We start from the raw sequence: 19,664 nt of genomic DNA, 5'->3' as shown, positions 1-19,664 counted from the left end.
TGCCTCACCCGCCACCCTCCGGCTTGATTCCGGCCGCCTTCATGATCGGCAGCAGCCGCGCTTCCTCGCTGTCGCGATAGGCTGATATCTCCTGCGGCGTGGTCGGCCAGGTGGTGGCGCCGAGATCGGCGTAGCGCTGTTTCACCCAGGGATCGCTGAGCGCCTTCACGGTGAGCGCGTTGATTTGCGCGACGAGGTCGGCGGGCATGTTCGCCGGGCCGACCAGGACGGCCCAGGAGGTGAGTTCATAACCGGGCAACAGTTCGGCCATCGCGGGCACGTCGGGAAGCTGGGCCAGCCGCGTCTTCGCGGTGACCGCGACCGGCCTGATCGCGCCGGAACGCACGCTCGGCAGCGAGCCCGGCAGATTGTCGAACAGCAGATCGACATTGCCGCCGAGCAGGTCGTTCAGCGCCGGCGCGCCGCCCCTGTAGGGCACGTGGCGGACCTGGACGCCCGCCATGCTGTTCATCATCTCGCCGGAGAGATGCAGCGTGGTGCCGAAGCCGGCAGACGCATAGGTGTATTTGCCCGGCTCCTTCCTGAACGCCGCGAGCAATTCCTTGATATCAGCGGAGAACAGGTCCTTCTTCGCCGTCAGGATATTCGGCAATTGCCACATGCCGGAGATGAAGGTGAAATCCTCCCGCGGATGATACGGCAGTTTCGCGTAGCTGCCGATCGCCAGCACGTTGTTGGCGATGCCGCCGAGCCCGACCGTGTAGCCGTCCGCCGGCGATTTTGCGATCGCATCCGCGCCCAGCACGCCACCGGCACCGGCCTTGTTCTCGACCACGAAGCTTTGCCCGGACAATTCGCTCATCTTCTGGCAGAGCACGCGCGACAGCGTGTCGGTGGCGCCGCCGGCGGGAAAGCCGTTGACATATTTCACGGGACGGATCGGCCAGGCCTCTCCCGCGCGGCCTACACGTGGCGCCAGCCATGGCGCGGCAACGGAAGAGCCAAGGAGCGCAAGCGCGCGACGGCGGTCGATAGACAGCGGCATCCGGTGTCCTCCCCTTCCCAAAGTCACGCGCCGCCCTGCAGCGTTCGCTGTTCTCTCCTCCTTCGCTCGGCGTTCCGCGACGATCTGCCAGCCAGAGGTGGGGCGCGTTCGGCTGGCTTCAGCTTACGGGGTGCGAGCTGTGCTGCAAAGCCCGCATATCGCGACCAAGAGCCCGCGACGACACGCCGGACCTGGCCGTGACGCCGCCAGGACGGCATTCTCTATCGGCGTGCGCCGGGCGGTTTGACTGCCCCCTTCTTCCACAGCCGAAATCCGCCCTCGAACGCGTTGGTGTTGGCGCCGAGGCGGACCTTGCGCGGCAGGTTGTCGATCTTGTCTGTGTTTCCTCCGCCCAGCATGACGTAATCCGGCTCCAGTGCAGCGAGCAGACGTTTCAGGACGTCATCGACCGCGCGTTGCCATTTCTTCTTTCCAACGCGCCTGAGGGCTGCGGCGCCGACGCATTGCTCGAACGTCTTGCCGTTGCGGTACGGCAGGTGAGCTAGCTCCATCGGTTCCAGAATGCCATCCACGATCATCGCGGAGCCAAGACCCGTTCCCAGGCCCAGGAACAGCATCCGGCCGCCCTGGTAGCTGCCGATCGCCTGCATCAGCGCATCATTGACGACCTTCGTCGGGCAGCCGAAGGCCTTTTCGAAATTGAAACCGGCCCACCCGAGACCGAGATTGTGAGGCTCCGACAAGGGCCGGTTGTTGACCACAGGTCCCGGATACCCGACCGCGATGACGTCATAGGACCAGTCTTTCGTCAGCGCCTTGACCTTCCTTACCATCACTTTCGCGGAAAGTTCGGGACCGGACGTAAACGCGCGCCTGGTTCGCTCCCTGTTGGTCATGACCTTCACGCGCGAACCACCGACGTCGATCACGAGGACCGTATGCCGCGATGCACGCTTGCCCGTTTTCTTCACCATGAATTCGCGCCCTGCGCTGTCGGACGAGCACAACTATCACCGAGACTCTGCCGAGGTAGAGAAACAAACAGCACCACAGCTTTGTTCTCCATCCGACTCCATTTTGTTCGCAAAGAACGAATCGGAATCGTGCAAATCAGCGCGAGCCAATTCTTAACAACACGTTTGCTTCGGGCTTGCGTAGCACGGATGTCGTGCTCGACCGTTGGCTCATCCGCGCTACTGCTCAACGTCATATCCCAGCCCCGGCCGCAGCGCCCGCATCTTCCCGGCCAGCCTCCGGCTCCCTGTCTCCTCCCCCCGCGCCAACTGGTTCGCGACCGCCACATGGTCCTCATCGCTCTTGTGCTGGTTGAGTTTTGACTGGCCCTCGATCTCATCGACGACGAGATCGATGACGCGGATGGAGGCGAGCATCGTCTCGCGCTTGGTGGACTCCATCTGGGTGAGTTCCCAGGGCTGTTTCGGCAAGCGCGCCTCGGAGACCGCGAGCAGCGCGTCGCCGTGGGCGCGGTTGTCGTCGCGCTCACGTAAGTACGCGACGCCTGAGAGATGCACAGCCTGATAGAGCCAGGTCGAGACGTTGTCGCGCGAGGCATACCAGTCGTTGGAGACATAGGCGTCGTCGCCGGAGACGATCAGGAGGAAACGCCTGTTGCCGTCGACGAGTTCGACGAGCCGATTTCTGGCCGTCAGATGAAGCTGGACGATCACGCGATCGTCGCGCCGCAGGATCACGAACGGCACGTGGGAGGCGCGCGGGCCGCGCTCATCCGCGGCCACGATCGCGCCAAAACCGCGGCCGGCCGCGAAAGCGAGCGCGCGCTCCTCTTCGATGCGAAACTGGGGTCTAAGAATATGCATGGCCGAGCGCTCGAACGGCAGGAGAATGGAGGGCTTCCGTGAAGGCTAACCCATTCGTCCCGGGATCACCAACCCGCTCCAGGGCGCGTTCCAACCGCAAGGCAGCTGCGATATGAGACTTCGTACGCCTCATTCGACCCCGAAATCCAGCTTACCAATGAGCCCAACGCCATGCTCCCGCTAAAACCCCAGGCCACCTACGACGATTTCGCCCGTCTCGATATCCGGATTGGCAAGGTCGTGGACGTGCAGCCATTTCCCCGCGCGCGCAATCCATCCCTTAAGGTCGGCGTCGACGTCGGCGCTGACAGGATCATGTGGTCGAGCGCGCAGATCACGAACTATGAGCCGGCGGCGCTGCTTGGCTCGCTGGTCGTGTGCGTCTGCAATCTCGGGGCGAAGAACATCGCGGACTTCACGTCCGAACTGCTGATCCTCGGCGCAAAGGACGCGGCAGGCAACGTGATCGTGCTGGGCCCGCGCAGCGAGGTTGCGATCGGCGAGCCGATTTTTTGACGCCTATCGGGTGCGCATTCGCGCGACCGGGCTACGCTCGCTGCCTTTGCGCCAGATAGAATCCGAACAGCACCGTCACCAGTCCCGCCGCCTGCAGCGCGGTCGGGGGCTCGCCGAGCAGGAGCCAGCCGATGAGTATGGTCAGCGCCGGCACGGTCGCCGGGAAGACCGCGGCGCGAGCGACGCCGATGGTCTGGATCGAGAACGCAAACAGATACAGCGCGGCGGGGCCGGCCAGGATGCCCTGCGCCAGTGCCTGCAGCGCGTTTTCGCCAAAGCCGAGCGCCGCCACGCGGGCGAACCCGCCGGAGACCGCATAGAGCGGCAGCAGCGAGAGCGACAGCACGCTGATGACGGTGGCCGCCGAGAAGGCGGAGACGCGCCAATGCCGCAACAGCGTGCCGAACACCGCGAACATGAATCCGGTCATCACGAACAGCAGATCGCCAAGCACGCCGTCAGGGCCGATATGACCGATCGACTCAGCCCCGATTACCACGAGACCGCCGACGATGACGACCGCCCCCAACACGCGCGACGGCGGAACCCGCTCGCGGAGAAACACCGCGGCGAGCAGCAGGCCGCCGAGTGTCGCGCTGGAAGGCTGGATGACGCTGCCATGGCCCAGCGGCACGAACAAAAAACCAGTATAGCTGATGAGCGACATCACAGGCCCGCCCAGAACCATCAGCACCAGTCCGCGGCCCCATCCGATGCCGCAGAGATTACCGATGCCGGCGCGAAGCACGAGCGGCAAAAACGCGATGCCCGACCACAGGAAGCGGTGCATCAGCAAATCCGCGGGCGTGAATCCGACCTTCAGCCCGTGCCGTGTCGCGACGAAGCCGAGCGCCCAGCACAACGCCGCGCCGACGCCGCACGCGACCCCAAGCAGGGCCGGTTTCGCATCGGGTTTTTGGGTTGGAATATCAGCGCCGCCGGTCGGCTCGTTCATCGCGGACGCTTAACTTGGCCCGCACAGCGGTTCAACCCACGCCCACGCAAGGCTGACGAGCGCATCGGCGTATCAGGGCCGCGCATTCGCCGTTCACGGGCGGCGTGCCGACGGGTTACACTAGCGCATCCTGGTCACAGGAAGGATCGCCATGAACGGAAATCGATATTACGGGGTTCGCGTCGAGGGCGCGAAATACGGCGTGGGTTTTGGCTCGGCACTCGCCATCGCGATCTCCTATACCAACAACCACTCGATCCTCTGGGCGATCATCCATGGCATCCTGGGCTGGCTCTACGTAATCTATTTCGCGCTGTTCAAGTGATCCTCGTTTGCAGCAAGCGTGTGCGGCGGATTAGCCGAAGTGGTAATCCGCCGCTCTCTCGCGACAAGTCGGTGGGTTACGCTTACGCTGACCCACCCTACTCGCTCGTTGCTTCGCCTCAGGCCGCCTTCGCGGTCTTCTCCGGCGGTGCGGTTTCCATTGCCCGCATGTAGAGGTCGAGCAGGCTTTCGCGCTCGTCGCGCTCGTCCTGATCCTGCTTCCGCAGCTTAATGATCTCCCTGAGGATCTTCACATCGAAGCCTTCGCCCTTGGCCTCCGAAAACACTTCCTTCTTCTGCTCGTTCAGTTCAGCCAATTCGGTGTCGATGTTCTCGATGCGCTCGACGAAAGAACGAATCCGGCCGCCGGGAATGGTGACGTCAGACATGGTGCCTCCCTGTTTAATGAGGTCGTGAAAATGCCCGCAAACAAATAACCAATGTGTTAACCTCGGAAGGTTCCCTTCCCTGCAACCCACTATTCCCCAGAATTGTCCGCATGAACGTGATTTCTATCCAGTCGCAGGTCGCTTACGGCCATGTCGGCAACAGCGCCGCGGTCTTTCCCATGCAGATGCATGGGATCGACGTGGTGGCGGTGCCGACCACGTTGTTGAGCAACCGGCCCGGTTACCCGACCATCCGCGGCCGGGTGCTCGATGCAGAACTCGTGGCCGATCTCCTGCGCGGCATCGAGGAGCGCGGCGCGGTCGATACCGCCACGATGATCCTGTCCGGCTATCTCGGCTCGGCCGACAACGCCGATGTGGTCGCGGACTTCGTCGCGCGCGCCAAGGCCAAAAATCCCGCACTACTCTATTGCTGCGACCCCGTGCTCGGGGATCGCGACCGCGGGCTGTTCGTCCACGCCGACATCCCGCCGCTGGTGCGCGATCTTCTGTGTCCGCTTGCCGATATCATCACGCCCAATCATTTCGAGTTCGAATGGCTGTGCGGGGCGAAGACTGCTGCGATCGATCAGGTGCTCAAGGCGGCGCGCGCGTTCATGGCGCGCGGGACGGTCGTCATCACCAGCGCCGAGCTTGCCGATACCCCGGAAGGCGAGATCGAGACGCTGGCCGTCGAGCGCACGAGATCCTTTCGCGTGCGCACGCCAAAACTGCCGATCAGCCCGAACGGCACCGGCGATCTGTTTGCCGCGCTCTTGGTCGCCGCGCGCGTCCGTGGCGCCGACACACCGGATGCGCTCAGCCACGCCGCGTCAGCCATCTTCGCCGTGCTGGAACGCACCGCGGGCGCCGGCACCGAAGAAATGCGCATCGTCGAGAGCGCCGAACTGCTCGTCCACCCGCAGCGCCAGTTCGAATGTATCGCGATCAGCCCGTAGCCCGGATGAAGCGCAGCGCAATCCGGGATCACTCCAACACCACCCCGGATTTCGCTTCGCTCCATCCGGGCTACTATCCGCAGGACAAAAAATGAGCCGTTTCTGGAGCAGCTTGACGCACGACCTGAAACCCTATGTGCCGGGCGAACAGCCCCGCATGGCGGAGCTGGTCAAGCTCAACACCAATGAAAGTCCGTTTGGTCCTTCCCCAGGCGTGCTGGAAGCCATTCGCGGCGAGGCGACTGATACGCTGCGTCTATATCCGGACCCGCAGGCGTCAGCGCTGCGGGCCGCCTTGGCCACCTACCACCAGGTGCGACCTGAGCAAGTGTTCGTCGGCAATGGCTCGGACGAGGTGCTGGCGCACGCCTTCGCCGCACTGCTGAAGCATGATGCCCCACTGCTCTTCCCTGATATCACCTACAGTTTCTACCCGGTCTATTGCCGCCTGTTCGGCATCGCCTACGAAACCGTCCCGCTCGATCAGGCCATGCGAATCCGCAGTTCCGATTATCGCCGGCCGGCCGGCGCGCTCATCGTACCCAATCCGAACGCGCCAACAGGAATTGCGCTGTCACGGGCCGAGATCGTTACCCTGCTGAAGGAACATCCTGACGTTCCTGTTGTCATCGACGAGGCCTATGTCGATTTCGGCGCCGAGACCGCGATACCGCTGGTCGCCTCCCACCCGAACCTTCTGGTCGTTCAAACCATGTCCAAGTCCCGGGCGCTGGCTGGCTTGCGGGTTGGCTATGCGATCGGCGACGCCGACCTGATCGAGGCGCTCACCCGGGTGAAGGACAGCTTCAACTCCTATCCTCTTGGCCGGCCCGCCCAGGCCGGCGCCATCGCTTCCTTGGAGGACGAAGCCTATTTTCAACAGAGCCGCACGCGCGTGATCGAAGGCCGGGAGCGGCTAAACCGCGGTCTGGTGGGGCTCGGCTTCGACGTGCTGCCGTCCTCCGCGAACTTCGTCTTCGCACGTCATCCGGCGCGTGAGGGCGCGGCGCTGGCGAGCGCGCTGCGCCAGCGGGCGGTGATCGTCCGCCATTTTTCTGCGCCTCGTATCTCCGCCTATCTGCGGATCACCGTAGGCACCGACGAGCAGATCGACCGGCTGCTGTCGGCCCTGTCGGACATCCTGGGCAGCCCGGAGGGCGGATTAGCGAAAGCGTAATCCGCCATTGCGGATTCATATCCACGGCTTGCTGTTGCGCAAAGACGGCGGATTACGCCTTACGGCTAATCCGCCCTACTCACTACTCACTGACGACATCAAGTTTGACCTTGGCAACACCCTTCCCCACCATTCCCAGCGCGTCGGCCGCGGAATAGGAGACGTCGACAACACGCCCCCGAATATAGGGACCGCGGTCATTGACCCGTACCGTTACTGACTGGCCGCTCGCGACGTTCGTCACGCGCAACTTGGTGCCGAAGGGCAACGTCGGATGGGCGGCGGTCATGTCGAGGGTGTTGAACTTTTCGCCGCTCGCGGTCTTCGTGCCCTCGGTGTAGAAGCTGGCAACCCCATGCGAGGGCGTCTTGTTGCCGCCTGCATCCCTGCGCGACGCGACCCGGGTATGCTTTCTGACGGCAGCCACGCGCCTTTTCATCATGGACGATGTCGTTCGATCTTGGTCCACCGACGCCTGCCGGCTGGCGCGAAGTTCGGATTTCTGGGTGACGACCGAGGATTGCGCGCAGGCCGCAAGCGATGCGGCTCCGAGCGTGACGGCAAGCAACCGTATGAATTTCCCTGCACGCGCGGCCGGGATTAACGGCGCTTCAAATTGTGTACGGCCTGCTCTGACGTCGACACACGAAGTACTGGTGCAGCCAATGGAAGACATGTTGCAATCCCCCGCTCGCGCCCCAGCCCAAGCCGAAAACCAACACGCGGCCATGGCGGGACCGAATCCGGGCGGAAGCGTGGCCGGACGCGATCAGCCACGGTTTCCACAGCGCAATTCGGTTCGAGTGTGATGATTGTGTCACAGGAATTAACCCGGATGAGTGGAGCGATATCCGGGACCACTCCAGCAGCGCCCCGGATCGCTTCGCTCATCCGGGCTACTGGCTCGCCTTGACCACCGCTACGTCAGGAAATCTCGTAGACCGACACCTTGTCGGCGATGCCGCTCAGCGCCACGCGTCTCGTCGCCGGCTTCAGCCCGTTGCTCTCGAGCAGGGCCCGGGCATACGCGTTCTCCACCACCTGTTCCGTCACCACGATCGAGCGTGAGGCCGCAAGGCCCTGGACCCGCGACGCGATATTGACCGTCTGGCCAAAATAGTCCTGCTGGCCGTTGAGCGTGACCGCGAGGCATGAGCCTTCGTGAATGCCCATCTTCAGGCGCAGGCTCTGATGCTGACGCTCGGCGCCAAGATCGCTCATCGCCTCACGCATGCGGATCGCAGCGGCAATGGCGCGGTCGGGCGTCTCGAAGGTCGCCATGATGGCATCGCCGATGGTTTTCACCACCGCTCCTCTTTCGGACGCGATAATCTCCTGCAGCAGCCTGAAATGCTCGTTGACGAGATCGAAGGCTGTGAGGTCACCGACGCGCTCATAGAGCTCGGTGGAGTCCTTGAGATCGCTGAACAGGAAAGTCAGACTCAGGATCTTGAGGCGCTGGCCGATGGCTAGCGTGTCGGTCCGATAGATATCGCGAAAAGTCTGATTAGTGAGGAGACGCGTTGCCGTGAGAACCGACTTGCGTCGCTTCAGGAGGTCGTCCAGCGCCGGATTCGCCACCCACACCGCCGGCAACACGCGACCGTCGGTGCGGTTGTCCAACGCCAGGCGCAGTGGTCCGGGGCGCAGAGTAACGCTGTCGACGGGAACCTGGATCTTGTTGAAGATCACGGACAGGTTCTGGCGCTCGCTTGTCTCTTCGCCGCTGACCTCCAGGAACTGGGCCGCATGCGTCACGGGATCGAACATGATCAACGTACCCTGCGGCACCTGCAGGGAAAGGATGGCCCGCTCCCCTGCCGGCAAGTCGACGATTTCGAGCGTGACCTCGTCCAGCAGCTTCTCCAGATCGTCCGGAAGATCGATCGCCGAACTCCAGAAGATCTGGCGATAATATTCGGCCGCGGATAGTTCGTCGGGATTATGGGCCGCGATCTTCCGCACCCGCGGACTTACCGTGAAGGTCACCTCGACCAGATTATCGAGCGTCGTCTCATAGCCCGCGGCGCAGAAGGCGCAATTATACTGCGCCCGATCCAGCGTCTTCAGGCTCTTGTTGGCGGAAAGAACCCCGGCGCAGCTCGGGCACATCACGTTCCATGTCATCTCGAACATGCCGAGCCCCACCGCATTCAGCAGTGCTGCGATGACCCGCTCTTCGTCGATGCCTGCCGTGCCTGCGAGATCAAGCGCGTTCATCTTGTTCAAGGCATGATCCGGGGCATCCCGCACCATACGCTCAAGCATGTCGACAACGGCTTCGTCGGACGACTGACGGAGCGCCGCAAACAAGGTCTCGGTTTCGCTCATGCGACAATGCTACCTTAAAGAAGGCAGCGCGAACACCCGTTAACCCGCCCCGTACGGGCACCGAACCACTGAACCCGCGCGTTGTTCGTGGCCCTGGGGCCGGTCGGCTCAAGACAAAAAGCCCGCGACGGATCGCGGGCTTTTTGCTCAAGCGGCGTTGGAGATTGTCGGTTCAGCGAATGGCGCGACCGGTGGTCGGGGCTGACGCGGCCGTCTCGGCCGTCCGTGTCGTCCGCGATGTCAGGACGCTCAGTTGATGCGCAGTGGCTGCGGAGGTCAGCGCGGGCGATTGTTCCCTGGCATCAGCGGCGCCAAGCACGCGAACCTGCACCGCCGATATCGGCAGCCCCTTCGTTTCATAGGCCGGCAACTCCGCCGCAAAGCCGGCAGTGACGCCCGCAATCGAGATCAGGGCGGCGCATGCGATGGATAGGTAAGTCTTCTGCACTTCAATTCTCCGGGGTAGGATTCGAAGCAGCAGGCTACACCCTTTTTGTTGCAATGCGATATAACGATATCGCATTGCAACAATGCAGTTCCCCGCACTCAATTAATGGTGAGAGCCCAACCAGTTAGCGGCAGGGCCTGCCGAACAGGAGAAAAGCATGCAAGTGGCAATCGTCGGTGCCGGAGCGGTCGGATGCTACTATGGAGGACTGCTGCTGCGGGCCGGACACGACGTGACGTTCATCGGCAGGCAGCCGCATGTCGACGCCATCAACGCCCATGGCCTGCTGCTGGATACGAAGGCTTTCAACGGCCACCTGCCCGCCAAGGCCGCGACCGACACAACCGCCCTTGCCTCGCCCGATCTGGTGCTGGTTTGCGTAAAGTCGGCCGATACCGAGCAAGCCGGCCGGTCGCTCGCCGGAAACCTGCGGCCCGAAACATCCGTTCTCAGCCTGCAGAACGGCGTCGACAATGCGCCGCGTCTGCGCGAAGTCACCGGCCACGCCGTCATTCCCGTGGTGGTCTATGTCGGCAGCGAGATGGCCGGGCCCGGCCACGTCAGGCATCACGGCGGCGGCGACCTCGCCATCGGCGCCTCTGCCGCGAGCGAAGCGCTAGCGCAAATGTTTCAGGCCGCCGGCATTCACATCACGATCGCCGACGACATCGACAAGACGCTGTGGAGCAAGCTGATCATCAACTGCGCCTTCAACGCGCTTTCTGCCGTGGCTGATATTTCCTACGGACCGATGCTGGAAGTCGAAGGCACTCGCGATGTCGTGACACGCGCGGTGCAGGAGGCGACAACGGTCGCTCGTGCCTGCGGCGTATCAATCGGCGACGATCTCCTCGCGCATATCCTGAACATCCCGGCCATCATGCCGAACCAGATGTCGTCCACCGCTCAGGATCTTGCGCGCGGCAAGCCCAGCGAGATCGACTTTCTCAACGGCTATGTGGTGCGCAAGGGCGCCGAGCTCGGCATTCCCACGCCGACCAATCACGCCCTGCAGGTGATGGTGAAACTGGCGGAACGGGGCAAGACGATGTCCGGACGACGGACCTAGCAAGTAGCCCGGATGAGCGTTAGCGACATCCGGGACCACTCTGGCGCCGCCTACGCGATCACTCGCTTCTCGAGGATCTTCCGAAAATCCGTCGCCAGGCTGCCGTAATAACCGGCCAGCACCTCGTAAAAGCTCTGCTCGGCCTTGTCGGTTGCTTCCCGCGCCTGCTGTTCGCAGCGCGAGGCTTTCGTCTCGTACTTCTCCACCTTGGTCTTAAGCTCGGCCACCACCATCGTCGTTACTCCCCGCCACACACACGCCCAAGATGCTAGGCCGGCAAAGGTCGAAAAGATGGCCGGGCTGAGGAGATTTCGCAGCGTAGCCGTGAGCAAGTCGTGGCTGATCGCGCGGGCCGCCTATCGCGCCGGCACCGCCGCCGGCGGACGCAACAAGCCAGACCGCGACGCGCCTGTCTTGGCCTGTGGCTTCGCCGCGCCGCGCTTTCCGCTGTCGATGGATTCCAGATAGGAGGTCAGCGCCCAGGCCGAACTCGAACCGCTGGAATAGTGTTTTTGCAGAAAAAGATAGAGCGTGAGGTGAAAGCGGCCCTTGGCGAGCCCACGCGGGCTGCGATGACAGGATACGCAACTTTCGGCAAACAGCTTTGGCGCCGGCTTGCCTTGATCGAGATTCTGCGCGACGGCGGCCGATCCGCCCAGCGCGGCCATAACCGCAACGACAAGCAGACCGCAGCGCACTTTGATTGGCGACATCAGTTTTTCCGGTACAGGGAGCGGATGAGCTGCCTGCGGTGGCTCGGGGAAGGAAGGCGGAAGATGGCAGGCGAAATGCAATCTGCTGTCCAGGCGTGGCGAAAAATGGGTGCGCTTCCGCCATCATTGCGCTCTAATCGCGGCATGGCGCAGTTCGTAGGATGGGTAGAGCGCAGCGATACCCATCGATTTGCAAGCTGCGAAAATCGCGAAAAGTGATGGGTATCGCTTCGCTCCACCCATCCTACGCACATCCCCCTCAATACGGCGGCTTCTTCTTTTCCCGCTGCGCTCTTGCCGCCTCCATCCACCACACGAGATCATCCGCAAAGCGCGGAAACGCGTGCGACAGCGCCTTGCCGCCCTCGCCAGTTGGCTTGCCGTCTTCGGTCAGCGTCTGCGCAATCGGCCCGACCGCGATCGAACTCGAAATCACCACCATGCCCATTTCCGAAAGCGTGCCGTGCCAAGCGAGCGCTGCGCGCGCGCCGGAGAAGCGGCCGGCGGAGTAACTCGCAATCGCAGCCGGGCGCCAGAACCATTCTTCGAGAAAATGGTCGGTGAGGTTTTTCAGCCCCGGCTGCATGCCCCAATTGTATTCGCCGGTCACGAAGACAAAGCCGTCAGCGGTGCGGATCTGTTCGGCAAGTTTTTCCAGCACCGCCGGCGCGCCGCCTTTCGGATGTTCCTTGTACATCCGATCCAGCATCGGCAGGCCGATCGCCTTGGCGTCGATCAGTTCAACATCGTCGCCGCGCGCGGCAAACCCGTCGACGACGAATTGCGCCAGCCGGATGCCCATGCGGTCGGACCGGTAGGAGCCGTAAAACACGAGAATGCGGTTGCTCATGACACCTGTCCCTTAAGACATTGGATGATGCACTCGAACCATGCGGGCTATTCCCATGCAAGGCTTGGCCCCGCGGCAAATGAACCTGAAGGCCGCAACGCGACACCTAAGGCCGAGCTTCATTGATCTTCGATAATCCCCGGATGAATCTGTATCTTTTTCGGATTGCTGCACGGAGAGACATGTCCACCCCGCCTCCGCTTCCATCCGCATCCGATTGGGGCTCGTGCTCGGCGCAACCGTGTTGAGCGCGATCATCTTTCTGGCGCTGCTGTCGTCCTACGCCGCGCGCTGAAGCAAACGGCCAACAAAAAAGCGGCCGCGAGGCCGCTTTAATGAGGTGACAATCCAGCTCACCAATAGCCGGGCTCGTCGCCGTAGTAGGCATAAGAATCAGCGTAAGGCGCGGTTGCGATGGCGCCCGCCGCTCCGATCACACCGGCAGCCACACCGACCGGGCCGCCGACATAGCCTGGACGGTAATAGCCTGGACGGTAATAGCCCGGACCGTAATACCCGCGAGGTCCGTAGTAGCTGTAGTCATGGCGGCTCGGCAGGCGAACGCCATATCCGCCACGCAGATAGTTGGAGTTCGGGTAGTTGAACCCGATCATGCCGGGTTCCTGGGTCGCTTCCTGCGACATCGCAGGTGTTGCAAGCGCCGCCGCAAGAATCGCGGCCGCGCCAAGCAGTGTCAGTTTCCTCATTGCTCACTCTCCATTTGCATATGAAGAGCGAACGGACGAGACGAGATGCTTGTTCCGAAGGGCGATTCACAGCGCCGTGATTTCGCCATGTCGCCGCCAAGAGAAAAGGCCGGTGGGCGTTACGCCACCGGCCTTCTCTTGCAACTGCCGGCTCGGGAGGTCCGGTTCCGCTGCGATTCCATGCCTAAAATTTGACCACTGCACCATTAATAAAATCTTAATGGCTGACTGTGAGGTGCATCACGGATTGGCAAAACCTTCTGGCGCTAGCTTCGTACCAATAAGAGTAGCTTCGCCTAAGCGCAGGAGGCCAACATGGCCCAGGTTTATTTCCACTGCTCGAATTCCCGTGAAGTCCGCCTCGATCGCTCCGGAGAAGCGGTAAGCGACCTCGCCGAGGCGCGCGACCGCGCAGCCTGTATCGTCCGGTCGCTGATCATGGGACGCGACGCGGAAGACTGGCGCGACTGGGTCGTGCACGTGAACGACGATTTTGACGAAGAGATCTTCGTTCTGCCGTTCGCCTTCGTCCTCGGCAAGCCGCACTGAGAGGTTGCCATGCTGCCGGCGCGACCACCCTTCATGCCGTTGCTCCGCCGCCTCGATGCGATCGTGGCGCGGTGCCACCGCCTGATCGAGCGCGCCCGCGACCCCTATCGTCCCGAGCGCCACTACATGCGCGGCCCCGGCCCGAAGTGGCGCGCCAGGCATCGCGCTGACGTCGCAGGTGCTGCCGTCTAAGACCCGACCGGCCGCGCACCCGGCGCGGTCCGTGCCAGATCCAGAAAACCCCTATTCCGTCAGCGCTTTCTTCGCACGGCGGTTCCAGCACCGGAACCTGCGGCCCCAACCTCTCCACGAGATCGCCTTGCTTTGGTCAAACCTCGCTGGCCGTGTGGCGGCACAGGCAGGGGTTTTTACGGGCAGAGGTTTTTCGACCCTGCCAAAGCATGCTCGCCGCCCGATGCGGGTGACATTGGACTGAGCAAGGGACCGCCAATGCAATCCACGCCAACGCTGAAAGACACCGATCCGCACGACGTCTTTGCGATCGAATCGCTGCTGCACGCGCATGCCGAAAAGGCGCCACCGCTGGCGCACGATCCGGCCGCCCCTCCAGCGGCGCCGCAGGTTCACGTTACGCCGCCGATTTCGGCCAGCGCCCCGATTCCGCAGGTCGAACCGACGTTTCGAGCCCCGGACGCGCGCGATATCCAGCTTGAGAATGTCAGGCCAAGCGAGATCAAGGTGGATGGTCTCAAGCCTCTTGGCGAACGGCCGATGTCCAAATGGGTGAAGCGCGTGGTCATGGCGCTGCTCGGCCTGTGCGGCGCCATGGCTGCCGCGGCCTGGCAGCATTATGGCGATCAAGCCAAGGCGATGGCCGCCGAGTGGGCGCCGCCCTTCGTGCTGGCTGCATTGCCTTCAGCAACCGGGCCTGCCGTCGCGGAGCAGCCGAGCACCCCGGCCACTGATGCCACCGCAACGGATCAGGCCGCCGCGCAACCGGCGGCAGCGCCGGCACCGGCTCAGCCCGAACCCAGCACTGCTGCCTCCACTACCGTCACCGCCGCAGCACCCGCTCCTTCTGCGGAATCGGCCCAGTTGCAATCGATGGCGCAGGATCTCGCTACGATGGGCCAGCAGGTCGACGAGTTGAAAACCACCATCGCGCAGCTCAAGGCGAGTCAGGCCCAGATGGCGCGCGAGCTTGCCAAAGCTTCAGAGGCCAAAGCGGCCGAAGCCAGGCCAGCCGAGCAGAACCAGCGCCCCAGGGTGTCGGCGCTGCCGCCGCCGCGGCAGGCCGCCCCGCCGCCCGTGCGCAAGCCGAAGCCGGCCTATTCCTCTGCGCCGGCGCCGATCGCCGCCGCTCCTGCAGCACCGTACCCGCCGGCGCAGGCCGCCGCACCGTTGCCGCCCGCACCGCCTCAGCAAACGATAGCCGATGACGGCCAGCCGGTGGTGCGCCCGCCGATGCCACTGCGGTAGCACGCCGGACGACACGAAGTCTGTTATCACAGCGCGAGCGCGAGGCGCTCGTCGCCACTGTGCGAGCGCAATTGCGCTCGTCGCCAGGCGCGCATTCGCGCGCGCCGTTGGCTCATCAGGCTTTCAGATAGCGCGGAACTCAGCTCTGGTGCGGTCCCCGCATCATCTTCATGGCGTCTTCGATATGGCGCCACTCCCTGGCTTCCTCGGCATCGCCCTTGCTCTCGCAAGCCAGCGCATTGTGGGCGGCTTGCGCAATCGCGGTGAGGCCATGCTTCTCCATCATCTGGCGCGCAATCGTGTGGATCTGCATTTCCGACATCATGTCGCTCTCCCAGGGTTCCACCAGTCCACACCGCAGCGTTTCGACCGTCGCGGCTTCCTCATGAAAACTGCCGAACCGAAAGTCTCGTTCCTCCCACTGAGACGGATAATTTTCGGACAGGTTTAGGGATCGCGCGGTTCCACCTGCGGTCCCCGTAATATCCCGTCCGCAATCTCCCCGAATATCAAGCTGGTCTTCCGACTGGTATTTTTCAGCGTGAGTCGCAATCGCGGGAGTCGGACATGGCAAAAGTCTATTTCCACTACTCCAATTCCGAAGGTGTATGCGTCGACCAGCGCGGTACCGCCGTCGGAAATCTGACTGAGGTGCGCGATCACGCCGCCCGCGTCGTGCAGTCGCTGATAACGGCGCAGGGCCCGGAAGACTGGCGCGACTGGACGCTGCATGTCAGCGACGATCTCAACGACGAAATCCTCGTCCTGCCGTTTTCGTCCATGCTCGGCAAGCTGCATTGAGGGGTCGTCATGTTGGTCATGCCGCTGCTCCGACGCCTGGCAGAAATCGTGATCCATTGGCACAGCCTGGTCGATCTTGCTCGCAACCGCTACCGCCCCGAGCTGCACTACATGCGCGGCCCCGGCCCGAAATGGCACGCGAAGCATCAGGGACATAGCGCGTAGGATGTAGGGTGGGCAAAGGCGCTCTTGCGCCGTGCCCACCATCTCGTCGCGGCGGCGCGCTAATGGTGGGCACGCTTCGCTTTGCCCACCCTACAAACCCCTACAAATCCCCCAACTCCGGCGGCTCGAACCAGTTCGTCAGCGACAGGCCGCCGTCGATCACGATCGCGGCGCCCGTGACGTAAGCCGATATCCGGTTCGACAGAACCGCCAGCGCCAGCGGCGCAAGGTCGCCGGCCTGGCCGAGCCGGCCGAGCGGAATGTGTTTTGCGAGCGCAGGATCAGCGACGAAGCCGCCGGCCGCGATCGCGCCGGGCACCAGCGCGTTGACGCGGATGTCGAAGCGGCCGAACGTCTTGGCCAATTCCTTCACCAGCATCGAAAGCCCCGCCTTCGACGTCGAGTAGTGCGGCAGGTTGCGCGGGGTGCCGGCATGCAGCGAGGTCAGCAGCAGGAACGAGCCGGGCTTCTTGTCGGCGATCAGCTTTCGCGTCAGTTCGCGCGAGAGATGGAATCCGGCTTCAAGATTCACCGCATGCATCTGCGCCCAGGTCTCCGTGCTGACGCCAAGCACGTGATCGGCTTCGCGCCGCGGCGGAGAGGCGCTGTGCACGAAATGCGTCACGTGCCCCAGCGCGCTGGCTGCTTCCGCCAGCAGCGCATCGCGCGCGGCGGGATCGGCGAGATCGCCGACCCAGGGCACGGCAAGCTCCGGCCGCGGCGAAGCGTTGACGGCCGCCGTCACCGTCTCCCGGTTCACGTCGGCGAACACCGTGCGCACGCCCTCGCCGACCAGGGCTTGTGCGATCGCGCGGCCGATCCCGTTGCCCGCGCCGGTGACGAGCGCCGCCTCGCGCGCAGGGTCGAATGGATTGTCGAGCAGGCTCATGTTCGCGTCTCCCATCGCAACAAATGCGCTCCGATATTGCGTCCTACCATCTCGTTGCTGGCCACATCTTGCGTGAATCAGTTCAGCGCACCATCTGCACCGCTAGGTTGCTTCCACCTTGCCGGGAACCGTCCTAATCTCTCTCTTTAACCGGCGGGCTCACGACCATGCAAACCCGCGTTCGAAAAGTCGCCCACGTTCTGGAACGCCTTGGACTTGCCATGGCAGGCGCGGCGAGCGGGTTGTTTGTGGCGGCGCTGGTGGGAACGAGCCATTCTGCACTCACCAATCAGGCCTTCCTGCTCCTGATGATGATCGGCGGCGCCGTCGGCTTTTATCTCGGCATCGATACGCCGCCCCGCCCCCTCACTGCATCGAACGGCCGGCCCACCGATGGCGGCTGGGACGGCAAGATCGACACGCCGGACCTGCTCAGCGCGATCGGCACCTTTCTCGCGGCGTTCTCGGCGTTCGCTAGCGTCGGCCTGATCGTCCTGCGCCACGATCCGCATTTGGCATGGATATTGATGATCATGGCCGGATGGGTGGTCGGCGTCGCCATGCAGATCATCGCAGGCACGATCGCCCGCCTGCGCCGCTAATCAGCAGCGGGAGCCTGCGCATTCGCCGTCAGCTCTCCTCCTCCAGCGTCAGCACCAGCCCGGTCAGCGCCGCGCCGATCCCGAACATCAGGCCGTAGGTCGTGACCAGCATCACCGTGGTCTGAACAGGTGCGTCGCTTTTCGCGACGAGGTCTCTGACGTGAAAGGCATCGATCAGGCCAAGCAACAGCACCAGCGATAGCCCAAGCGCCACGCCCATCAGGAAATGGGTAAGCAGTGCGTTGAAGAGTGACTTTTGCGGACGCATGGACGCCGTACCTTCGGCATGATGCCTAGCCAACGCACGGTTGTAGGAACTGGTTCCGCAGCCCGAGAACAGAATTCGTCCTGCGGCCGATCAGCGGCCCGCGGCGTTTGCAAAGCGTTAAGCAGGCGCTGGCATACCCATGGGCATTCCCAAAAATTTCCACAATCCTTTTTAGTAAAAAGGCATCGCGTTTCGACAAAGGAGAATTTCCCATGCGACTAGGGCAAGCGATCTTCTTCGGTACGGCGGCCGCCCTCCTCACCTTGGCAGCGCCGACGCTCGCCAGGAACTCGAATTCCCATACAACGAAGACAACCGAAGCGCCTGCGGCCGGCTCCTGCCATGCCTATCAGCAGGCGGCCGACGGCTCATGGACGCAACTGCCTTGTCAGGAGATGGGTTCCAAGGCGCAGCAGCCGAAGTCCGCATCGAAGCCCGCCACCGAGGAAACACAGTGAACGGTGTAGCGGCGTAGGGTTGGCAAAGGCGCCCTTGCGCCGTGCCTACCATCTATCATCGATCGCGCATCTTGAAGGTAGGCGAGGACCCGACCTTCTGATTTTCTCATCACGACCGCTGAGCCAGCGGCAAGTCTAGCCATGTCCGCTATGCTCCCATAGCGAGGGCTAGTCACTCGGCTGCTCGATCCTCCCGGTACGCTGAAAATACGACATGAGCATCTGGCAAGTTAGCGCCCACGCAATGCCGAAGCACCAGCCCGCCAGCACGTCGCTCGGATAGTGAACTCCGAGATATATGCGGCTGACACCGACCAACAGGGTCAGGATCGCGGCGGTCATTATGAGATGAATGCGAACTAAGCGGGAAGCTTGCGTCTGAGCGAGCATCAAGCCGAGCGTCAGATAGCAGACAGCCGAACTTGCTGCGTGCCCACTCGGAAAGCTCAGTGTAGAGACCTGAGTGAGTGGAGTGACGATATCGGGGCGCGCTCGCGCAAAGGCAAGCTTGAGAAGGGTATTGAGAAGGGCACCGCTCAGGACCGTCGTCAGGACGAACAAACCGGCGTGACGCTTGCCTGTAGCAAAAAGGAACGTCGTTACGATCGTGACCAGCAGTGCGAGTACCGCAGTGCTGCCCAGTGCCGTGATGTCTCGCACAACGTCGAGCAACCATGGCGGCCCAATTGGTCGCGACAAGTCGGACGCATCGCGAAGGGCGACCATCAACCGGCGGTCGAACGCGATAGGTTCTCCTTCGGTCACTTCCAGTGCGATGAACGCAAACCCGAACAGAAGAACGGCGACGAACAAGGTCGGAGCCCAAGACCTCAGATGCCTGACAGCATTTTGCCATTCAGTCGTTCTCATCTTCGCCGCCTCCGCGAATTTCAACTTTCATCAACCTACAAAGATGCGACCTGAAGTGGCGGCAAAGCCAGATGAACTCCGGGCTTCATTGCGCCGCCAGTTTCAGATCGATTGCCTGCTAGCATAAACTTCGTCGGGCGTCCTGCCGTCGCTAGGCCGGGCCCTGATTTTGGCGAAATGCGCTGTCACCCGCCTTGTGCGCAATTGCGCACTGGGGCGGGTGACCCAGTATTGCAGAGGCGCCAGTGATTGAACCGATAGGCCGCGGGCGTACTGGATGCCCTTGGTTCACAGAACAAGTGCAACACCTGCTATGGTGTTGTTGCGATGGGACAATGTTATTGCCAGCTCAGCCTTGAAGAGCGGATCGAGATTTATC

28 protein-coding genes are annotated in these 19,664 nt (G+C 62.8%); 12 read left to right on the top strand and 16 right to left on the bottom strand.

Annotated features, from left to right (window positions below):
* Positions 1–4 precede the first annotated feature (4 nt).
* From IVB22_RS37690 to IVB22_RS37680, 3 genes are all read right to left on the bottom strand, one after another.
* Positions 5–1,006: a tripartite tricarboxylate transporter substrate binding protein gene (locus IVB22_RS37690; RefSeq protein WP_247522207.1), complete on the bottom strand. Its 1,002-nt coding sequence runs from the start codon at positions 1,004–1,006 to the stop codon at positions 5–7.
* Between the two features lie 221 nt (positions 1,007–1,227).
* Positions 1,228–1,941: an ROK family protein gene (locus tag IVB22_RS37685; RefSeq protein WP_247522206.1), complete on the bottom strand. Its 714-nt coding sequence runs from the start codon at positions 1,939–1,941 to the stop codon at positions 1,228–1,230.
* 219 nt (positions 1,942–2,160) lie between these two features.
* Positions 2,161–2,805, bottom strand: a complete 645-nt coding sequence (locus tag IVB22_RS37680; RefSeq protein WP_247522205.1) for an FMN-binding negative transcriptional regulator — start codon at positions 2,803–2,805, stop codon at positions 2,161–2,163.
* Positions 2,806–2,976: 171 nt separating this feature from the next.
* On the opposite strand from IVB22_RS37680, the gene IVB22_RS37675 reads away from it, so the two are divergent.
* On the top strand, positions 2,977–3,321 hold the full coding sequence (locus tag IVB22_RS37675; protein WP_247522204.1) for a tRNA-binding protein: 345 nt from the start codon (positions 2,977–2,979) through the stop codon (positions 3,319–3,321).
* Positions 3,322–3,352: 31 nt separating this feature from the next.
* Here the strand turns inward: IVB22_RS37675 and IVB22_RS37670 are convergent, their stop codons facing one another.
* On the bottom strand, positions 3,353–4,276 hold the full coding sequence (locus IVB22_RS37670; RefSeq protein ID WP_247522203.1) for a DMT family transporter: 924 nt from the start codon (positions 4,274–4,276) through the stop codon (positions 3,353–3,355).
* Positions 4,277–4,427: 151 nt separating this feature from the next.
* Between IVB22_RS37670 and IVB22_RS37665 the strand changes: the two genes are divergently transcribed.
* Positions 4,428–4,601, top strand: a complete 174-nt coding sequence (locus IVB22_RS37665) for a hypothetical protein (protein WP_187399379.1) — start codon at positions 4,428–4,430, stop codon at positions 4,599–4,601.
* A gap of 118 nt (positions 4,602–4,719) precedes the next feature.
* Here IVB22_RS37665 and IVB22_RS37660 read toward each other — a convergent pair whose 3' ends face one another.
* Positions 4,720–4,989 carry a DUF2312 domain-containing protein gene (locus IVB22_RS37660; protein WP_247522202.1) on the bottom strand — a complete coding sequence of 90 codons (270 nt, stop codon included), beginning with the start codon at positions 4,987–4,989 and terminating at the stop codon, positions 4,720–4,722.
* Between the two features lie 110 nt (positions 4,990–5,099).
* Here IVB22_RS37660 and pdxY point away from each other — a divergent pair, with 110 nt between their 5' ends.
* Positions 5,100–5,948: a pyridoxal kinase PdxY gene (pdxY, locus tag IVB22_RS37655; protein ID WP_247522201.1), complete on the top strand. Its 849-nt coding sequence runs from the start codon at positions 5,100–5,102 to the stop codon at positions 5,946–5,948.
* A gap of 91 nt (positions 5,949–6,039) precedes the next feature.
* The gene (gene hisC / locus IVB22_RS37650; protein ID WP_247522200.1) at positions 6,040–7,125 is read left to right on the top strand and encodes a histidinol-phosphate transaminase; all 1,086 of its coding nucleotides are present in this window, start codon (positions 6,040–6,042) and stop codon (positions 7,123–7,125) included.
* 82 nt (positions 7,126–7,207) lie between these two features.
* Here the strand turns inward: hisC and IVB22_RS37645 are convergent, their stop codons facing one another.
* The 3 genes from IVB22_RS37645 to IVB22_RS37635 form a co-directional block, all read right to left on the bottom strand.
* The gene (locus tag IVB22_RS37645; protein ID WP_247522199.1) at positions 7,208–7,801 is read right to left on the bottom strand and encodes a septal ring lytic transglycosylase RlpA family protein; all 594 of its coding nucleotides are present in this window, start codon (positions 7,799–7,801) and stop codon (positions 7,208–7,210) included.
* Positions 7,802–8,049: 248 nt separating this feature from the next.
* A complete protein-coding gene (locus IVB22_RS37640; protein ID WP_247522198.1) occupies positions 8,050–9,456 on the bottom strand; it encodes an adenylate/guanylate cyclase domain-containing protein in 1,407 nt (468 codons plus the stop codon).
* Positions 9,457–9,628: 172 nt separating this feature from the next.
* Positions 9,629–9,904, bottom strand: coding sequence for a hypothetical protein (locus IVB22_RS37635; protein ID WP_247522197.1), 276 nt, complete (start codon positions 9,902–9,904; stop codon positions 9,629–9,631).
* A 157-nt stretch (positions 9,905–10,061) separates the two neighbouring features.
* On the opposite strand from IVB22_RS37635, the gene IVB22_RS37630 reads away from it, so the two are divergent.
* On the top strand, positions 10,062–10,973 hold the full coding sequence (locus IVB22_RS37630; protein WP_247522196.1) for a ketopantoate reductase family protein: 912 nt from the start codon (positions 10,062–10,064) through the stop codon (positions 10,971–10,973).
* A 50-nt stretch (positions 10,974–11,023) separates the two neighbouring features.
* On the opposite strand, the gene IVB22_RS37625 is transcribed toward IVB22_RS37630, so the two are convergent.
* The 4 genes from IVB22_RS37625 to IVB22_RS37610 form a co-directional block, all read right to left on the bottom strand.
* The gene (locus tag IVB22_RS37625; protein WP_214491290.1) at positions 11,024–11,206 is read right to left on the bottom strand and encodes a hypothetical protein; all 183 of its coding nucleotides are present in this window, start codon (positions 11,204–11,206) and stop codon (positions 11,024–11,026) included.
* 123 nt (positions 11,207–11,329) lie between these two features.
* Positions 11,330–11,686, bottom strand: a complete 357-nt coding sequence (locus IVB22_RS37620) for a hypothetical protein (RefSeq protein WP_247522195.1) — start codon at positions 11,684–11,686, stop codon at positions 11,330–11,332.
* Between the two features lie 259 nt (positions 11,687–11,945).
* Positions 11,946–12,536 carry an NADPH-dependent FMN reductase gene (locus IVB22_RS37615; RefSeq protein WP_247522194.1) on the bottom strand — a complete coding sequence of 197 codons (591 nt, stop codon included), beginning with the start codon at positions 12,534–12,536 and terminating at the stop codon, positions 11,946–11,948.
* A gap of 353 nt (positions 12,537–12,889) precedes the next feature.
* Positions 12,890–13,243 (bottom strand): hypothetical protein, encoded by a 354-nt coding sequence (locus tag IVB22_RS37610; protein ID WP_247522193.1) that lies wholly within the window; start codon positions 13,241–13,243, stop codon positions 12,890–12,892.
* 315 nt (positions 13,244–13,558) lie between these two features.
* Between IVB22_RS37610 and IVB22_RS37605 the strand changes: the two genes are divergently transcribed.
* The 3 genes from IVB22_RS37605 (at position 13,559) to IVB22_RS37595 (ending at position 15,232) form a co-directional block, all read left to right on the top strand.
* Entirely contained in the window at positions 13,559–13,792 is a 234-nt protein-coding gene (locus IVB22_RS37605) for a hypothetical protein (RefSeq protein ID WP_214491284.1), read from the top strand.
* 9 nt (positions 13,793–13,801) lie between these two features.
* Positions 13,802–13,984 carry a hypothetical protein gene (locus IVB22_RS37600; protein WP_247522192.1) on the top strand — a complete coding sequence of 61 codons (183 nt, stop codon included), beginning with the start codon at positions 13,802–13,804 and terminating at the stop codon, positions 13,982–13,984.
* Positions 13,985–14,242: 258 nt separating this feature from the next.
* Positions 14,243–15,232: a hypothetical protein gene (locus tag IVB22_RS37595; protein ID WP_247522191.1), complete on the top strand. Its 990-nt coding sequence runs from the start codon at positions 14,243–14,245 to the stop codon at positions 15,230–15,232.
* A gap of 139 nt (positions 15,233–15,371) precedes the next feature.
* Here the strand turns inward: IVB22_RS37595 and IVB22_RS37590 are convergent, their stop codons facing one another.
* Positions 15,372–15,557 carry a hypothetical protein gene (locus tag IVB22_RS37590; RefSeq protein WP_247522190.1) on the bottom strand — a complete coding sequence of 62 codons (186 nt, stop codon included), beginning with the start codon at positions 15,555–15,557 and terminating at the stop codon, positions 15,372–15,374.
* Positions 15,558–15,799: 242 nt separating this feature from the next.
* Between IVB22_RS37590 and IVB22_RS37585 the strand changes: the two genes are divergently transcribed.
* Positions 15,800–16,033 (top strand): hypothetical protein, encoded by a 234-nt coding sequence (locus tag IVB22_RS37585; RefSeq protein ID WP_247522189.1) that lies wholly within the window; start codon positions 15,800–15,802, stop codon positions 16,031–16,033.
* 9 nt (positions 16,034–16,042) lie between these two features.
* Positions 16,043–16,198, top strand: coding sequence for a hypothetical protein (locus IVB22_RS37580; RefSeq protein ID WP_247522188.1), 156 nt, complete (start codon positions 16,043–16,045; stop codon positions 16,196–16,198).
* A gap of 100 nt (positions 16,199–16,298) precedes the next feature.
* Here the strand turns inward: IVB22_RS37580 and IVB22_RS37575 are convergent, their stop codons facing one another.
* Complete coding sequence (locus IVB22_RS37575) at positions 16,299–17,087, bottom strand: SDR family NAD(P)-dependent oxidoreductase (protein WP_247522187.1); 789 nt, start codon at positions 17,085–17,087, stop codon at positions 16,299–16,301.
* 167 nt (positions 17,088–17,254) lie between these two features.
* Here IVB22_RS37575 and IVB22_RS37570 point away from each other — a divergent pair, with 167 nt between their 5' ends.
* Complete coding sequence (locus tag IVB22_RS37570) at positions 17,255–17,689, top strand: hypothetical protein (protein ID WP_247522186.1); 435 nt, start codon at positions 17,255–17,257, stop codon at positions 17,687–17,689.
* A gap of 28 nt (positions 17,690–17,717) precedes the next feature.
* Here IVB22_RS37570 and IVB22_RS37565 read toward each other — a convergent pair whose 3' ends face one another.
* Positions 17,718–17,957 carry a hypothetical protein gene (locus IVB22_RS37565; protein WP_247522185.1) on the bottom strand — a complete coding sequence of 80 codons (240 nt, stop codon included), beginning with the start codon at positions 17,955–17,957 and terminating at the stop codon, positions 17,718–17,720.
* 212 nt (positions 17,958–18,169) lie between these two features.
* Here IVB22_RS37565 and IVB22_RS37560 point away from each other — a divergent pair, with 212 nt between their 5' ends.
* Positions 18,170–18,415, top strand: a complete 246-nt coding sequence (locus IVB22_RS37560; RefSeq protein ID WP_247522184.1) for a hypothetical protein — start codon at positions 18,170–18,172, stop codon at positions 18,413–18,415.
* Positions 18,416–18,583: 168 nt separating this feature from the next.
* Here IVB22_RS37560 and IVB22_RS37555 read toward each other — a convergent pair whose 3' ends face one another.
* Positions 18,584–19,228, bottom strand: a complete 645-nt coding sequence (locus tag IVB22_RS37555; protein ID WP_247522183.1) for a phosphatase PAP2 family protein — start codon at positions 19,226–19,228, stop codon at positions 18,584–18,586.
* Between the last annotated feature and the right edge of the window lie 436 nt (positions 19,229–19,664).

It is taken from the genome of Bradyrhizobium sp. 190, from assembly GCF_023073415.1.
Lineage (GTDB): Bacteria > Pseudomonadota > Alphaproteobacteria > Rhizobiales > Xanthobacteraceae > Bradyrhizobium.
Note: the sequence above shows the minus strand (reverse complement) of the source record. Positions and strands in the feature narration are given on the sequence as shown.

What these genes read in the sequence shown, in the direction of transcription:
- IVB22_RS37605 (WP_214491284.1), top strand. Translation starts at nt 13,559, where the DNA reads ATGGCCCAGGTTTATTTCCACTGCTCGAATTCCCGTGAAGTCCGCCTC.
- IVB22_RS37640 (WP_247522198.1), bottom strand. Translation starts at nt 9,456, where the DNA reads ATGAGCGAAACCGAGACCTTGTTTGCGGCGCTCCGTCAGTCGTCCGAC.
- IVB22_RS37685 (WP_247522206.1), bottom strand. Translation starts at nt 1,941, where the DNA reads ATGGTGAAGAAAACGGGCAAGCGTGCATCGCGGCATACGGTCCTCGTG.
- IVB22_RS37615 (WP_247522194.1), bottom strand. Translation starts at nt 12,536, where the DNA reads ATGAGCAACCGCATTCTCGTGTTTTACGGCTCCTACCGGTCCGACCGC.
- IVB22_RS37675 (WP_247522204.1), top strand. Translation starts at nt 2,977, where the DNA reads ATGCTCCCGCTAAAACCCCAGGCCACCTACGACGATTTCGCCCGTCTC.
- IVB22_RS37600 (WP_247522192.1), top strand. Translation starts at nt 13,802, where the DNA reads ATGCTGCCGGCGCGACCACCCTTCATGCCGTTGCTCCGCCGCCTCGAT.
- IVB22_RS37665 (WP_187399379.1), top strand. Translation starts at nt 4,428, where the DNA reads ATGAACGGAAATCGATATTACGGGGTTCGCGTCGAGGGCGCGAAATAC.
- IVB22_RS37585 (WP_247522189.1), top strand. Translation starts at nt 15,800, where the DNA reads ATGGCAAAAGTCTATTTCCACTACTCCAATTCCGAAGGTGTATGCGTC.
- IVB22_RS37610 (WP_247522193.1), bottom strand. Translation starts at nt 13,243, where the DNA reads ATGAGGAAACTGACACTGCTTGGCGCGGCCGCGATTCTTGCGGCGGCG.
- IVB22_RS37595 (WP_247522191.1), top strand. Translation starts at nt 14,243, where the DNA reads ATGCAATCCACGCCAACGCTGAAAGACACCGATCCGCACGACGTCTTT.
- IVB22_RS37690 (WP_247522207.1), bottom strand. Translation starts at nt 1,006, where the DNA reads ATGCCGCTGTCTATCGACCGCCGTCGCGCGCTTGCGCTCCTTGGCTCT.
- pdxY (WP_247522201.1), top strand. Translation starts at nt 5,100, where the DNA reads ATGAACGTGATTTCTATCCAGTCGCAGGTCGCTTACGGCCATGTCGGC.
- IVB22_RS37590 (WP_247522190.1), bottom strand. Translation starts at nt 15,557, where the DNA reads ATGATGTCGGAAATGCAGATCCACACGATTGCGCGCCAGATGATGGAG.
- IVB22_RS37565 (WP_247522185.1), bottom strand. Translation starts at nt 17,957, where the DNA reads ATGCGTCCGCAAAAGTCACTCTTCAACGCACTGCTTACCCATTTCCTG.
- IVB22_RS37580 (WP_247522188.1), top strand. Translation starts at nt 16,043, where the DNA reads ATGTTGGTCATGCCGCTGCTCCGACGCCTGGCAGAAATCGTGATCCAT.
- IVB22_RS37575 (WP_247522187.1), bottom strand. Translation starts at nt 17,087, where the DNA reads ATGAGCCTGCTCGACAATCCATTCGACCCTGCGCGCGAGGCGGCGCTC.
- IVB22_RS37630 (WP_247522196.1), top strand. Translation starts at nt 10,062, where the DNA reads ATGCAAGTGGCAATCGTCGGTGCCGGAGCGGTCGGATGCTACTATGGA.
- IVB22_RS37680 (WP_247522205.1), bottom strand. Translation starts at nt 2,805, where the DNA reads ATGCATATTCTTAGACCCCAGTTTCGCATCGAAGAGGAGCGCGCGCTC.
- IVB22_RS37560 (WP_247522184.1), top strand. Translation starts at nt 18,170, where the DNA reads ATGCGACTAGGGCAAGCGATCTTCTTCGGTACGGCGGCCGCCCTCCTC.
- hisC (WP_247522200.1), top strand. Translation starts at nt 6,040, where the DNA reads ATGAGCCGTTTCTGGAGCAGCTTGACGCACGACCTGAAACCCTATGTG.
- IVB22_RS37660 (WP_247522202.1), bottom strand. Translation starts at nt 4,989, where the DNA reads ATGTCTGACGTCACCATTCCCGGCGGCCGGATTCGTTCTTTCGTCGAG.
- IVB22_RS37570 (WP_247522186.1), top strand. Translation starts at nt 17,255, where the DNA reads ATGCAAACCCGCGTTCGAAAAGTCGCCCACGTTCTGGAACGCCTTGGA.
- IVB22_RS37620 (WP_247522195.1), bottom strand. Translation starts at nt 11,686, where the DNA reads ATGTCGCCAATCAAAGTGCGCTGCGGTCTGCTTGTCGTTGCGGTTATG.
- IVB22_RS37625 (WP_214491290.1), bottom strand. Translation starts at nt 11,206, where the DNA reads ATGGTGGTGGCCGAGCTTAAGACCAAGGTGGAGAAGTACGAGACGAAA.
- IVB22_RS37645 (WP_247522199.1), bottom strand. Translation starts at nt 7,801, where the DNA reads ATGTCTTCCATTGGCTGCACCAGTACTTCGTGTGTCGACGTCAGAGCA.
- IVB22_RS37670 (WP_247522203.1), bottom strand. Translation starts at nt 4,276, where the DNA reads ATGAACGAGCCGACCGGCGGCGCTGATATTCCAACCCAAAAACCCGAT.